The 15,543-nt window shown below is 36.3% G+C and carries 10 protein-coding genes; all 10 read left to right on the top strand.

Annotated features, from left to right (window positions below; all coding sequences use genetic code 11):
- Positions 1-54: 54 nt before the first annotated feature.
- The 10 genes from ACMHJW_RS01055 to ACMHJW_RS01100 all read left to right on the top strand — a co-directional run bounded on the left by ACMHJW_RS01055 (position 55) and on the right by ACMHJW_RS01100 (position 15,533).
- Entirely contained in the window at positions 55-624 is a 570-nt protein-coding gene (locus ACMHJW_RS01055; RefSeq protein WP_249601187.1) for a DUF2652 domain-containing protein, read from the top strand.
- 113 nt (positions 625-737) lie between these two features.
- Entirely contained in the window at positions 738-1,160 is a 423-nt protein-coding gene (locus ACMHJW_RS01060; RefSeq protein ID WP_219242885.1) for a Fur family transcriptional regulator, read from the top strand.
- A 221-nt stretch (positions 1,161-1,381) separates the two neighbouring features.
- On the top strand, positions 1,382-2,443 hold the full coding sequence (locus ACMHJW_RS01065) for a porin (RefSeq protein ID WP_413531606.1): 1,062 nt from the start codon (positions 1,382-1,384) through the stop codon (positions 2,441-2,443).
- A 618-nt stretch (positions 2,444-3,061) separates the two neighbouring features.
- Complete coding sequence (locus tag ACMHJW_RS01070) at positions 3,062-3,472, top strand: hypothetical protein (RefSeq protein ID WP_413531607.1); 411 nt, start codon at positions 3,062-3,064, stop codon at positions 3,470-3,472.
- A gap of 157 nt (positions 3,473-3,629) precedes the next feature.
- Positions 3,630-3,971: a DUF6660 family protein gene (locus tag ACMHJW_RS01075; protein WP_413531608.1), complete on the top strand. Its 342-nt coding sequence runs from the start codon at positions 3,630-3,632 to the stop codon at positions 3,969-3,971.
- 129 nt (positions 3,972-4,100) lie between these two features.
- Positions 4,101-8,456 (top strand): CusA/CzcA family heavy metal efflux RND transporter, encoded by a 4,356-nt coding sequence (locus tag ACMHJW_RS01080; protein ID WP_413531609.1) that lies wholly within the window; start codon positions 4,101-4,103, stop codon positions 8,454-8,456.
- 5 nt (positions 8,457-8,461) lie between these two features.
- The gene (locus ACMHJW_RS01085) at positions 8,462-9,790 is read left to right on the top strand and encodes an efflux RND transporter periplasmic adaptor subunit (protein ID WP_083206661.1); all 1,329 of its coding nucleotides are present in this window, start codon (positions 8,462-8,464) and stop codon (positions 9,788-9,790) included.
- Between the two features lie 18 nt (positions 9,791-9,808).
- Positions 9,809-11,212 (top strand): dihydrolipoyl dehydrogenase, encoded by a 1,404-nt coding sequence (gene lpdA / locus ACMHJW_RS01090; protein ID WP_038330944.1) that lies wholly within the window; start codon positions 9,809-9,811, stop codon positions 11,210-11,212.
- 186 nt (positions 11,213-11,398) lie between these two features.
- Positions 11,399-13,576, top strand: coding sequence for a heavy metal translocating P-type ATPase (locus tag ACMHJW_RS01095; RefSeq protein WP_413531610.1), 2,178 nt, complete (start codon positions 11,399-11,401; stop codon positions 13,574-13,576).
- Between the two features lie 64 nt (positions 13,577-13,640).
- On the top strand, positions 13,641-15,533 hold the full coding sequence (locus tag ACMHJW_RS01100; protein ID WP_038330947.1) for an Nramp family divalent metal transporter: 1,893 nt from the start codon (positions 13,641-13,643) through the stop codon (positions 15,531-15,533).
- The last annotated feature ends 10 nt before the right edge of the window (positions 15,534-15,543 follow it).

Raw genomic sequence — 15,543 nt, forward strand, 5'->3', positions numbered from 1 at the left:
ATAATGTAGAGGCTCAATATGCCTCTACATTTTTAAAATTGAAATTATGATAAAATGATACAAGAACAGCATACTGATAACCCAAAAGGTGTATTGATGATACCGGATATTTCAGGCTTTACAGATTTTGTTGTCAAGTCGAATATGTTTGTTGGAAAATATATAACAGAAAATCTCCTGAAAGTAATAATGGATAGTAATATTCTGTGTTTTGAAATTTCTGAAATTGAAGGCGATGCAATACTTTTCTATAAGTACCAAAACTTACCGACGTTTGAAGAGAGTTTAATGCAGATAGAGCTTATCTACGGTAATTTTCAAAAGGAATTACAGCGCTTATCTCAACAGTTAGCAATAGAAATACCTCTTTCTTTAAAGACAATAGTCCATTACGGTGAATTTACCCAGTACAAAATCGGAAAATTTGAAAAGCTTTATGGTGCACCTGTAGTAGAAGCACATAAAATGCTTAAAAACCATATTGCAGAATATCCGCCCTATGCTTTGTTTTCAAATGCTTTTTTACAGGCCAATTTTGAGCAACCTGAAAAAACAACTTTGGAATACGATAATTGTGATGACTGTAAATATTTGCCCGAAATAGGCTACATTCACTATTTATAAGACAGTAACCAGTAAATCTCGTAAATCTATCAAAGAATATTACAAGATGGAATAAAATCGACTTCTATACTTTTACATTTGATTTATTTGGTGATTTAAACCGTACAAGCAAGATGAAAAGTTTAGAAGAGAGATTGCAAAAAAGAAGCATAAAACCAACAGCGGTTAGATTATTAATTTTTCAGATAATGTCTGAATTTAAAAGAGCATTTAGCCTGACTGATCTGGAAACGGAATTAGAAACGGTAAATAAATCTACTATTTTTAGGACATTGACCCTTTTTCATGACAACTTACTCATTCATACGATTGATGACGGTTCCGGCTCCATGAAATATTCAATTTGTAGTGATACATGTATGTGTAATGTAGGTGACCTACATGTACATTTCAACTGTAACCGCTGTAAGAATACTTTTTGTCTTGAAAGTATTGCTATTCCTCCTATTCAGCTGCCAGATAGTTTCTTATTGCAAAGTATCAATTTTGTAATGAAGGGAATGTGTAACGAATGTTCGAGGTTTTTCAAAAAGTAAGTAACTCAGAATAAAACCTCATTTTAAAAAAACAGCCATATGTAAATATGGCTGTTTTTTATTTGCAACCAGGTTCCCGAATGCTACAGTTAATTTGGTGCTCATTAATTTTTTGTATAATGATGAGTTTTTCTAGATTTATTTATGTTGTATTATTGTTTGTTTTTCCGCTATTTGTGTGTGCTCAGGAAAAAGAAAATTCCACTGTTTTAAAAATGCTTATGAAAAAAAATATTTTGACCAAAGCTGAAGTCGATTCATTAATGGAAGTCCAAAGGATGAATGACAGCATTATTGAAAATGAAATAAAATATATTCCAATATCTAAAAGAGGAATCTTAAATAAGTACAATATGCAAGTTGGAGTATCTGCTTTTTCAACATTAAGTTTTGATAACCTGAATAGTAGTAAATCAGATGCAACTGTTCGAGGGTTATTTATACATGTAAAAGGACAATTGCATAAAAATTTCCATTATTTTGCAATGGCTGATATAAAATCTGCAAAATTGATCGATTATTATTTTGGTTGGTCACCCAACAAAAAAGTGAGTATTCAATTTGGACAACAAAAAATACCGATTTCGATCGAAAACCAGCGCTCCCCCTCCAATCTTGAATTTATTTACAACACGCGTTCTGTTGTATCCCTTATAGGAATGGGGGCAGATGTAATCTCTCTTCAAAATGGACAAAATAACTTCGGAAGAGATATGGGGCTGAAAATTTCAGGAAAATTATTTAGCAAAAAAGAGTATGATTTGGTTGAATACGGAGTAGGATTATTTCAAGGATCCGGAATAAATACCAGTATCGATAGAAGTAACAAAGACTTCACGGGAAATATTTTTATTCTACCAATAAAAAATTTGCGCCTGGGAGGCGGGTTATATTTTGGTGAAGCCGTTTATAAAGATGGAGGCGAACAAGACCAAACATTACATATAAGAAACCGCTGGGTTTTGAATGGGGAATATACGTCAAAAAAAATCTATGCAAGAGCAGAATATATTAGAGGGAAAGATGGGAATATTAATAAAAAAGGTATTTACGGTATGATGCAATGGAGTCTCAACGAAAAATGGCATATCGTAAACGGTGTTGACCATTATAGTAATAATATTTCTAAAAATAGTGAAGCAACAGATTACAAAACAGGGCTCAATTATATTTTTTATGAAAATTGCAGAGCACAGATTAATTATTTGTATTCCGATTATTCGAAAGCATGGAAAACAGCAGATAATCATAGCATCGCAATACAACTACAAGTCGTTTTTTAAATTGATTCTTTGCCCATTTTGCTTCTTCGCTACCTCGATATTTTACAAACTTCAAGTGGTATAGAATCTATTGTAAAAATATGGATCTGTATGTTAAGTTTCTCTGATACTATCTTTCGCACCTACTCTACTTTTCCAAACAATAGTTTTCTTCAGTCATTATATTGCCTTCAGCTTATCATATTATCAAATCCGATTGCAATCGGATTTGATAATAATTTTACATGCAATTTTGAAAACAAATGGTTTTCAATGTAAATACAGAAACACTCGGAAGTAAGGCTGAATGATAGTACTTCTACACGGGAGAACTTTGGCGCAATTCCATATCTTGTATAATTGACTTTCTCACTTATCTGATAACTAACAATATCTTTTATGATCTTAAATAACTTGTTAAAATTTGTTTGATGTTGTGCGTGTTGGGTGAGTTTGTTTGATCAATCACTTTGATCACTTCATAATATCTTTTTGTTCTCTATTTACAAAAATCAACTCCACCAACAGGTTAAGTTACAACCTCTGAATGCCTGTTTGTCGAGTTGAATGGAACTCTAATTTGCAACCAGGTTCCCCAAAATGACAATTAACTTTGTTATATAATTAAAAAATATTATTATGGCAATCAAAAAACATATATCAGAAATTGCGGATAGTGCATATAAAAGCGATCTCTCGTTTGATGTAATAACCTTTGAATGTGCTGTTCCCGACAAAAAAAACGTAACAGCTTTTACGGCAGCATTGCAATCCCATTCAACGCATCCAATAGCAAGCAGCGTGCTCAAGTTTCTTTCGCCAATTATTTTATCCGATTACAAGGTGGAAAAATTTGAAGAGATACCGGGCCATGGCATCAAAGGGTTTGTGAACGGACACGAGGTCATCATAGGGAATTTATCACTAATTAACCTCTACGATTTTTACTACGATGAAAGTTTGGATGAATTGCAGGAGCCTGTAATCATCGTAATGATAGATGATAGATATACAGGCTGCTTTATAATGAAAGAGGTGTTAAATGACTAAATTTATTTTAAATAAATTGCTAATTACATAATCTTTTATAGATTTCATTCATGAGAAAAATAACTTATTTGTTAAGTTGAGTGCTATTATATTTTTTGTAAGTTTGTACCGACTTATTGGATGGATTATCAATCAATTAAAGTTTAAAATTAGAGAGGTGAAAATATTTGTATTTATATTCAGTGTTTATATGTTAGGGATGTCAATACTTCCCTGCACAGACGCTTTGTATGAATGTACAGCAAATAACAACCAGTTAGTAGAAATTGGACTATCACATGAAGATAATCATAAAACGGAACACAAAGATTTTTGTAGTCCTTTTTGTTCTTGCCAATGTTGTGGAACCATTACTGTAGCTATTTCGGATTTCAACATAACCGAAGTAGTATCCCCAAAACTTAAATTGAACGCTAAACAAAAGGTTTCTCTTAGAAATGTAAATCTCTATTCCCAATACTCCGGGAGCATATGGAAACCGCCAAAGATTAATGTTTAAAAAGTAATTACTAGTCTTTTCTCTTGCGCTTGTGAAGAATATTTCTTCGTGTGCGTCAGTAAAAATTATTGTACTATCATTTTAAATGATAGAAATCGTATATACTTTAAATATTAATACTAATCAAAAATGTTAGATAACATAATTAAATTCAGTATCAAGAATAAGCTCATTATTGGAGTAATGACTTTGCTGCTGATAATATGGGGCGTATGGAGTGCTACAAAACTTCCTATAGATGCCCAGCCTGATATTACAAATAATCAGGTACAAGTTATAACTCTATGTCCTACTCTAGCGGGGCAGGAAGTTGAACAATTAGTTACATTTCCAGTAGAGCAAAGTATTGTCAATCTTCCTGATGTGGAAGAGATACGAAGTATTTCCCGTTTTGGACTTTCAGTCGTTACCGTTGTTTTTAAGGATGAAGTAGACATCTACTTTGCTAGACAACTAGTTAATGAGAAATTGAAAGAAGCTGAGGAGCAAATTCCTGAGGGTGTAGGCACACCGGAACTATCCCCTGTTAGCTCTGGCTTAGGTGAAGTGTATCAGTATATACTACATCCTAAAAAAGGTAGCGAAGACAAATATACCGCTATGGATCTGAGAACAATGCAAGATTGGATTGTTGCTCGTCAACTATATGGAACACCAGGAATTGCTGAAATCAATAGCTTTGGAGGGCTGCTGAAGCAATATGAAGTTTCTGTCAATCCAGATCGTTTAAGAGCTATGGATGTGAGTATTTCCGAAATATTTTCTGCATTGGAAACTAATAACCAAAATACAGGAGGTGCATATATTGACAAGAAACCCAATGCATATTTTATTAGAGGTGTAGGTTTGGTAAACACACTTGAAGATGTAGGGAATATTGTTGTAAAGAATATTTCAGGAGTTCCTATACTGGTAAAAGATGTAGCAGAAGTACGTTTTGGTAATGCCATTCGTTACGGTGCGCTCACCTACAACGGAGAGGTAGATGCTGTGGGAGGAATCGTCATGATGCTCAAAGGAGAAAACAGTGCCAAAGTGGTAGAACGTATTAAGGAGAAAATTCCGACAATACAACAATCTCTACCAGACGATATCGTTATCGAACCTTATCTCGACAGAACAGACCTTGTTGGACGTGCCATAGATACGGTTGAGAAAAATCTTATAGAGGGAGCTTTAATTGTAATTTTTGTCTTAATTCTGTTTCTAGGTAATTTAAGAGCTGGTTTAATTGTCGCTTCTGCTATTCCTTTGTCAATGCTATTTGCATTAGGTATGATGAGATTGTTTGGAGTGAGTGCCAATCTGATGAGTTTAGGAGCTATAGACTTTGGTTTGATTGTGGATGGTTCTTTGATTGTAGTGGAAGCAACAATGCATCATCTAGGGCTTAGAAAATCAAATAAGAGACTTACACAGGGAGAAATGGATGAAGAAGTGTTCGATTCTGCAAGAAAAATACGTACAAGTGCGGCTTTCGGAGAAATCATCATTCTTATTGTATACATCCCAATATTAACATTAGTAGGGATCGAAGGAAAAATGTTTACACCAATGGCTCAAACAGTCAGTTTTGCAATTATTGGAGCTTTAATTCTTTCATTCACCTATATCCCTATGATGAGTGCACTGTTCTTGTCAAAGAAACCTATCACAAAAAAGAACCTGTCAGATAAAATGATGGATTTCTTAAACAAAGTGTATCAGCCCCTTTTAGAAAAAGCTATTAGATTAAAATATGTAGTGATAGGATCAGCGGTAGGTTTATTTGCAATCAGCTTATTCTTATTTTCCCGAATGGGTGGTGAATTCTTACCGAAACTAGGTGAAGGAGATTTTGCAATGCATTGTATTCTACCTCAAGGGACTTCTTTAAGTCAAAGTTTGGAGACATCTATGCAAGCGTCTCGAATTCTGAAAGAATTTGACGAAGTTAAAATGGTGGTAGGAAAAACAGGTGCCGGTGAGATACCTACTGATCCGATGCCTCCGGAGGCTACAGATTTAATGGTCATTCTTAAGCCACAAAAAGAATGGAAAGAAAAAAAATCTTATGATGAGCTTTCAAACGAAATGATGGAAAAACTAGAAAGTATCCCAGGGGTTTTCTTTGAAGCTAATCAGCCTATTCAGATGAGATTCAATGAATTAATGACGGGGATTCGTCAGGATGTGGCAGTGAAAATTTTTGGAGAAAATCTGGATTCTCTATTGGTGTATGCTAATAAAGTTAATACTATAGTACAGACAATTCCGGGAGCGACTGCGCCACAAGTAGAAAGAGTGGATGGACTCCCTCAAATCAACATTGATTATGATCGGGCGAGAATTGCCAACTATGGTTTAAAAATTCAAGATATTAATGACATTGTGAGTACTGCCTTTGCAGGAAAAGCAGCAGGTGTAGTATATGAAAATGAGCGAAAATTTGATCTGGTAGTTCGTCTGGACAATGAGCACAGAACCTCTATAGAAGATGTAAGTAATCTATTCATACCAACGCCTAGTGGAGAACAAATTCCGCTTTCTCAAGTAGCTGATGTCAACTATAAATTAGGTCCAGCACAAATAAGCCGTGAAGACGGAAAACGTCGTATATATGTTGGCTTTAACGTTCAGGGAAGAGATGTTGCAAGTGTGGTGAAAGATATTCAAGACAAACTCGCTCAAGAAGTGAAACTTCCGAGCGGCTACTATGTAACGTATGGTGGTCAATTTGAAAATTTACAAAAAGCAAGCGATCGTTTACTCATCGCAGTGCCGATCTCACTTCTTCTAATATTTGTACTTCTTTACTTTACATTCCGTTCACTTAAAGAAGCGGCACTTGTATATGCTGCAATACCTATGAGTGCCATAGGTGGAGTATTTGCATTGTTGTTGAGAGATATGCCATTTAGTATTTCAGCCGGAGTTGGTTTTATTGCTTTGTTCGGTGTGGCGGTACTAAACGGAATCGTACTTATAGCAACATTCAATAGGTTAGAAAAAGAAGGTTGGGATGACATAGTTGCACGGGTAATTGAAGGAACCAAAACAAGGTTACGTCCTGTTCTAATGACGGCATCTGTTGCCAGTTTAGGTTTTCTTCCTATGGCTTTAAGTACCAGTGCGGGAGCTGAAGTACAAAAACCTCTTGCTACCGTAGTAATTGGCGGGCTGATTTCAGCTACAGCATTAACACTCTTTGTTCTTCCGCTACTGTATTTGGTATTTATGAAAACAAATAAAGCAATGAATAATAATAAAATTAAATCGATAACTCCAATAATATTATTGGGCATATTTTTAGGTCTCTCACAAAATATTCAAGCACAAGATATTTCCGCAGATAAAGCTGTCCGAATTGCATTAGAAAATAATTCAGGAATTAAATCTAAAGATTTAGACGTAAGGGCAGCTGAAAGTCTGAAACGAACAGCTTATGAATTACCGAAAACCGAACTAAATATTCAATACGGAAATAACGATGGATTTGAATATAATGATGGAGTTATGATTTCTCAAAACATTCCTTTTCCCACACTATTTGGAGCAAAAAAGGATCTTATTAAAGAAGAAATTAAAAGCAAAGAATGGGCAAAGGCTCTTTCAGAAAATGAATTAAAGAAGCAAGTACGTACCTATTATTATCAGTTGGAGTATCTTGAAAATAATGCTAAAAAACTTCAATACCTTGATAGCATTTATCTTGATTTTATAAGAGTAGCTAACTTGCGATATAAGACTGGTGATATTGGTAAAATTGATGTAAGTACAGCAAACACTAAACGAGGTGAAATCAACCTTCTTGCTCAACAAAATGAGGTATTAAGAAAAAATGCATACCTGAATTTAAAAAATCTAATGCAGATTGAGGAGGATTTCACCATCGAAAAAGCACTAGAATATAAGCCTGTATTTATAAGTGACATAATAGATAATGATGCTGTTAGGAATCATCCAAGTATTCAATCTCTGTATCAAGAAGCACTTGTTGCTGAAAAAAGTAAAAAGGTAGAAAGAGCGAATGGATTGCCAGACTTTACTTTAGGTTACAGCAATATCTCATTGATTGGTGAACATAGCAAAAATGGTGTAGAAAAGTTTTATGGAAGAGGTCAAAGATTTGGATTTGTCGATGTAGGAATTTCTATTCCAATTTTTACAACCACAAGATCAAGGGTTCGTTCGTTGGAAATTCAAAAAGAATCTGCAGAAATGAATGCGCAATGGCAGGAAAATGTTTTGAAAACAGAAATGAAAAATGCCATGACTCAATATGAGCAAAATGTGAGTCAGTTTAATTATTTTATTGAACAGGCAATTCCGAATGCAGAAGAAATTATAAATGCTTCACGTTTGGGATATAGCACAGGAGACCTTTCTTATGTAGAATATCTGTATGCCGTTCAAACAGCTACTGATACCTATTTAAACTATCTTAAAAGTATACAGCAAATAAATGAATCTGTGATTGTTATCTATTCATTAACAAATAAATAAACAAAATGAAAGTCAATATAATAAAAGTAACATCGGTGTTAAGTATTATTCTAGCATCCTTATTTTTGATATCATGTGGAGGTAAAGAGCATAAAGAAGGAGATGGACATGACCACTCTACTTCCCAAGAATCATCAAAAGAAAGTCACTCAGAAGAGGCTGAAAATATAGCAACGTTAACTGAAGACCAGATAAAGACGGCAGGAATTGAATTAGGAAGTATTGAGCAAAAGTCTCTAACGGCATCTTTAAAAGCCATCGGTAAACTTCGGGTTCCGAATAAGAGCAAAGCTAATGCAACTTCCTTGTTTGGTGGAGTTATTAAAACCTTAACTGTTGAACTTGGTGATTATGTAAGAAAAGGTCAGGTGATTGCAACTATCTCTAACCCTCAGTTTGTTCAGTTACAAGAAGAATACTCTTCCATCCAAAGCAGAATAACGTTTGCAGAACAAGAGTTAGAGCGTCAGAGAGAGTTGAACGAAGGAAATGCAGGAGCTAAAAAGAACTTACAAAATGCTACTGCAGAATTAAGTACTCTAAAAGCTAGAAAAGCTTCATTACAGCAACAAATTCAGATGATGGGAATTAACCCCAACAATATTGCTAATAATAATTTTCGTTCAAGTCTAACGGTAACAAGTCCAATTGATGGTACCATCAGTGATGTATTTGCAAAAATTGGAAGTTATGTGGACGTTTCCTCGCCTATTGTTGAAATTATTAATAATAGCTCTATTCATTTAGATTTACAGGTTTTTGAAAAAGATCTTCCATTAATCAAGGTAGGACAGAAAATTAACTTCACTATTACTAATAATCCGCAAAAAAGCTATGCCGCTAAAGTAACTACTATAGGATCATCTTTTAGTGGAGAAAGTAAATCAATTGCTGTTCATAGTGAAATTATTGGAGACAAATCAGGTTTAATAGATGGAATGAATATCACTGGGCTCGTAAGTCTTGATGATGTGTTGACTTCTGCTGTTCCAAATGAGGCAATTGTGGAAGCGGATGGTAAATACTACATATTTATTAAGACAGATAAGGAACCGGAAGAACATAATGAGGGAGGTCATGACGATCATGGTCATGGTCATGATGAAGGAGAAGCAACACATGGGCATAAAAATGAAAAAGAAGCTTCTGAGCATGCTACCCAAGCAGCACAGAAATTGAATTTTGAAAAAATTGAAGTAGCAAAGGGTACTTCAAACATGGGATATACAGCTATTACTCCGGTTAAAGAGATTCCACAAAATGCTCAGATTGTAACTAAAGGTGCTTTTTTTATTAATGCTAAGCTTAGTAATACAGGTGGTCATAGCCATTAACATAATTTAAAAAAAATCATGAAAAATAATTTTGATGTAATCATTATCGGATCTGGACCAGGTGGCTATGTAACCGCAATCCGTTGTGCTCAATTAGGCTTAAAAACAGCTATTATCGAAAAATATGCAGTACTTGGAGGAACTTGTCTAAATGTAGGATGTATTCCTTCAAAAGCAATGTTAGACAGTTCTGAGCGGTACCATGAAATCAAGGATAACGTAAATGTTCATGGGATCTCTGTTGATAATTTGCAAGTTGATTTGGAAAAAATGATTGCCAGAAAAGCAGATGTTGTTTCTAAAATAAACGGCGGTGTAAGTTATCTGATGAAGAAGAATAAGGTTGAAGTATTTCAGGCAACGGGATCTTTTGTGGATAAAAACACCATTCTTCTGAAATCCGAAAACGAAGAAAAAACAATTACCGGTAAAAATATCATTATAGCGACGGGCTCTAAGCCCGCTTCGCTTCCGGGAATTGACATTGATAAAAAAAGAATCATCAGTTCTACCGAAGCGTTGGTTTTAAAAGAAATTCCGAAACATCTTATTGTAGTTGGTGGTGGTGTAATCGGAATGGAATTAGGTTCGGTTTACGCAAGATTAGGAAGCAAAGTAACCGTACTTGAATATACAGGAGGAATACTTCCGAGTATGGACAAAAAAATGGGAGTCGAACTTCAAAAATCTTTAAAAAAGAATTTAGGTTTTGAATTTTTGCTAAATCATAAAGTTACCGGAGCAACCAATAATGGTGATAATGTAACCGTTACTGCCGAAGATAAAAACGGTAATACCGTAGCAATTGAAGGGGATTATTGTCTAATGGCAATAGGTAGAAAACCTTATACAACAGGTTTAGGTTTGGAAAATGTTGGAGTTGAATTGACTCCACGCGGACAGGTTGCCACCGATAGCAATCTTGAAACCAATGTAAAAGGAATCTATGCCATCGGTGATGTTGTTGTAGGACCTATGCTTGCTCACAAAGCGTCTGAAGAAGGTGTTTATGTGGCAGAAATCATCGCTGGGCAAAAACCTCACATTGATTATAATTTAATTCCTGGAATTGTTTATACCAGTCCTGAAGTTTCAAGTGTAGGGAAAACCGAAGAAGAGCTGAAAACTGAAGGGAAAAATTACAAAGTAGGACAATTTCCTTTTTCTGCATCAGGAAGAGCTATCACAAGTGGTAAAACAGAGGGTATTGCAAAAGTCTTGACAGATGCGGAAACGGATGAAATTTTAGGTTTTCACATTATTGGTGAAAGAGCCTCTGATTTAATAGGTGAACCGACTGTAGCAATGGCATTCAGAGCTTCAGCAGAAGATATTGCACGCATTTCGCACGGGCATCCAACGTATTATGAAAACTTGCGTGAAGCTTGCCTTGATGTTGATAAGATAGCTATTCATATTTAAATGAAAATTCTACAAGCCTTAATGTTTTTTTAGTAGCAAATTAAGGCTTGTATCAGTTTTTCGGGGAGTCTGAAAAGCAGTTTTGTATTTGCAACCAGGTTCCCAAATTTAGATTATAATTTTGCTGTACAAATAGGAATTAGTTAAAAACGACTACTAATACAGTTTACTAAAAAAATAATAATTATGTCAAAAATATGTTGCAGCACCGATGATGGTGGCCTGGATCTTACGGGTAAAAAACCGCACAAACATAAATATGATACTCAAGGTAATCAGTTGTGTTGTGTGAAAACAGAAAAAATTTATAAAAATGCCGGTGCGGCAGATTTGTTGAAAGATGTCAATCACGACGATCACGACCATAGTGGACACGATCATGGCGATGGTGATGGACACGATCACGGTAGCCACGACGATCATGACCACAGCGGACACAATCACGACCACCACGGGCACAGCCACGGTGATGACCACGACCACAGTCACGACATAGAGGGTAAAACCACCTTTCAGTTATTTATGCCTGCGGGTATATCTTTAGCTTTATTACTTGTTGCTATTGGTTTTGATAATTACTTTCCCCAAACCTGGTTCACGGGTTGGGTTAGAATTGCCTGGTACGTTATCGCTTATTTGCCTGTTGGGTTGCCAGTAATCAAAGAAGCTGTTGAAAGTATCAGATACAAAGATTTCTTTTCAGAATTTTTCTTAATGGCTATTGCAACAATCGGTGCATTTGCACTTGGCGAATATCCTGAAGCAGTAGCTGTAATGCTGTTCTACTCCGTAGGCGAAGTCTTTCAGACTATTGCAGTATCAAGAGCAAAAGGTAATATTAAAGCCCTGTTAGACCAACGCCCTGATGAGGTAACGGTTATCAGAGCAGGTAAGCCTATTGTTGTAAAAGCTGAAGATGCCTACATAGGTGATGTTATTCAATTAAAGCCGGGCGAAAAATTAGGATTGGACGGGGAGTTAATTTCAGAAACCGCCTCTTTCAATACAGCAGCCCTTACAGGAGAAAGCAAACCTGATACAAAAAGTAAAGGTGAAACTGTATTGGCAGGTATGATTAACCTCAACACCGTAAGCCAAATAAAGGTAACAACCGATTATTCGGATAGTAAGTTGAGCAGAATTTTGGAACTGGTTCAGGATGCTACATCACAAAAAGCACCAACGGAGTTGTTTATCCGTAAATTTTCCAAAATTTATACGCCGATAGTCGTATATCTGTCTATTGCTATTACCTTACTTCCCGCACTTTTCGTAGATAATTATGTATTCAGTGAATGGTTGTATAGAGCATTGGTATTCCTTGTTATCTCTTGTCCTTGCGCTTTGGTAATCTCCATCCCTCTGGGTTATTTTGGTGGTATTGGGGCCGCAAGTCGAAATGGTATTCTGCTTAAAGGGTCTAATTTCCTTGATATTCTTGCCAAAGTAGAAAATGTAGTGATGGATAAAACGGGAACCCTCACCGAAGGTGTTTTCAAAGTACAGGAAGTCTTTATCAAACCAGAATTCAATAAAGACGAAATTCTCAACCTCGTCAACGTATTGGAAAGTCAAAGTACACACCCTGTTGCAACGGCAATCCACAATTATTGGGGAGAGGTAGATGCCGACGTAAATTTAGCAAATGTTGAAGAAATAGCAGGACACGGATTAAAAGCCACCGTTAACGGTAAAGAGCTTTTAGTAGGTAATTTCAAATTGCTCGATAAATTCAACATCAGCCATGATGCAGATACCGCAAACATCGTTTACACGGTAATAGCTGTTGCTTATGATAGAAAGTTTGTAGGATATTTAACCATTTCGGACAGCATTAAGGTAGATGCAAAAGCAGCAATTGAAAAGCTGCGTAAAATGGGTGTAAAAACCACAATGTTGAGTGGTGATAAAAATACCGTTGTTCAGTTTGTTTCGGGACAGTTGGGCATTGACAGTGCCTACGGAGATTTATTACCTGAAGACAAGGTTAATAGAGTAAAGGAAATCAAATCCCGTAATGGCAGCGTGGCGTTTGTTGGAGACGGTGTAAATGATGCGCCTGTTATTGCGTTGAGTGATGCTGGGATTGCAATGGGAGGATTAGGTAGTGATGCCGCTATTGAAACTGCTGATGTTGTCATTCAGGATGATATGCCGTCTAGAATTCCAATGGCTATTAACATCGGTAAGCAGACCAAGAAAATTGTTTGGCAGAATATTATTTTAGCCTTCGGGGTTAAAGCAGTTGTTCTTATTCTTGGTGCAGGCGGGCTGGCTACCATGTGGGAAGCCGTATTTGCAGATGTAGGTGTAGCTTTATTAGCTATTCTAAATGCGGTTCGAATTCAAAAGATGAAGTTCTAACTAAGAAGCTAGACTGCCGCAAGAAATCTTGCGGCAGTTTTTTTATCCTAAAAATATTTGTGAAATGGCTAAAAAACAATCACAATCTTCATTAAGCGAAGTACATAATTCTGTAGACACGACTGTTCCTGGTCAATCTCGCTGGCGAAGAGTTTTGGCTTTTTTTGGACCGGCTTATCTTGTCAGTGTTGGATATATGGATCCGGGCAACTGGGCAACAGGCTTGGCCGGTGGTAGCCAATTTGGCTACTCATTACTCTGGGTTTTAGTAATGAGTAGTATTATGGGCTTGTTGCTACAAAGCTTGTCTGCAAGGTTAGGGATCGTTCGAAATAGAGATTTGGCTCAAGCAAACCGGGAAACTTATCCTAAGAAGGTCAATTTTGTATTATATATACTTGCTGAAGTCGCTATTGTTGCGACAGACCTTGCAGAAATATTGGGGATGGCAATTGGTTTACAGTTGCTCACGGGAATGCCTTTGATTTGGGGTGTTGCTATTACAGCCTTGGATACATTACTGTTGATGACTTTGCAAAAATGGGGAATGCGCAAGCTCGAAGCCTTTATCATCGGTTTGATATTCGTTATAGGAATGTCGTTTCTTGTACAAATATGGGTAGCTGACCCTAATGTAGATGAAATTGCAACAGGACTGATACCACATATACAGAATGATACTGCATTGTACATTGCTATCGGTATTATCGGTGCAACGGTAATGCCACATAATTTATACCTACACTCTGCACTGGTGCAGACACGTAAATTTAATCGTGATGATGCCAGTATCAAAAAAGCAATTAAGCTCAATTTTTGGGATAGTGCCATTGCTCTAAATATGGCATTGCTTGTAAATGCAGCTATATTAATTCTTGCCGCTACAGTTTTTTATAAAACCGGACGTTCCGACGTGGCAGAGCTAAAGCAGGCTTATGAATTACTGCCACAGCACCTCGGAAGCGATTTTACAGCAAAACTATTTGCTGTAGCTTTGATTGCTGCCGGACAAAGCAGTACCATTACGGGTACGCTTGCCGGACAAATAGTAATGGAAGGTTATCTACGCTTTCGAATGAACCCTTTGTTGCGAAGACTTATCACAAGGTTACTTGCCATAGTTCCAGCGGCTTTGGTAATTCTCATTAATGGTGAAGGTAATGTCGATAGCCTGCTTATCTTCAGCCAGGTAGTGTTAAGTATGCAATTAGGTTTTGCGGTCATTCCTCTTATCCATTTTGTGAGCGATAAAAAGACAATGGGCAAATTTGCCATCAAGCCCGTAATAAAAATAGCGGCTTGGATTATAACCATCGTACTGGTATATCTCAACTCCAAACTATTGGTAGAAGAGGCTATCACTTTCTTTGCTACTTCAGGTAATATAGTCTGGAAAGGATTAATCATTTTGGGTGGGATTGGTTTTATGATCTTGTTGGTATATACCACATTATATCCTTTGTTTAGCAGAAAAGCGTTTTGTGAAATAACACCGCATGATAAACCTGAACCTTTGCAATTAAAATTTTATGCTTCATTTAATAAAATTGCCATTACTGTCGATTTCAAACAACTTGACCAAAAGGTTATCAACTATGCTATTACACAAGGTGGAAAAGATTGTACCTATACACTTATACACGTTGTAGAAAGTGTTGCCTCTGCCTCCCATCTTCAAGATAGTACAGATGAAGAAACGGTAAAAGATCGCGAATTTTTGGACGAATATGTAAAACAACTACAACAACAAGGCTATCATGCAGAAGCAAAGCTTGGTTTTGGAAAAACAGCCGACAGCATTGGAGAGATTGTAAATAAATCCGGGGCAGAGCTTATTGTAATGGGTGCACATGGGCATAAAGGATTAAAAGATCTATTGTATGGTGCAACGATAAATCAAGTACGCCATTTAGTAAAAATCCCAGTACTGGTTATTCCAGCAATAAAAGACAATTAGAAAGATCAGA

Origin of the sequence: Empedobacter brevis (genome assembly GCF_965118635.1) — a bacterium.
Lineage (GTDB): Bacteria > Bacteroidota > Bacteroidia > Flavobacteriales > Weeksellaceae > Empedobacter > Empedobacter brevis_A.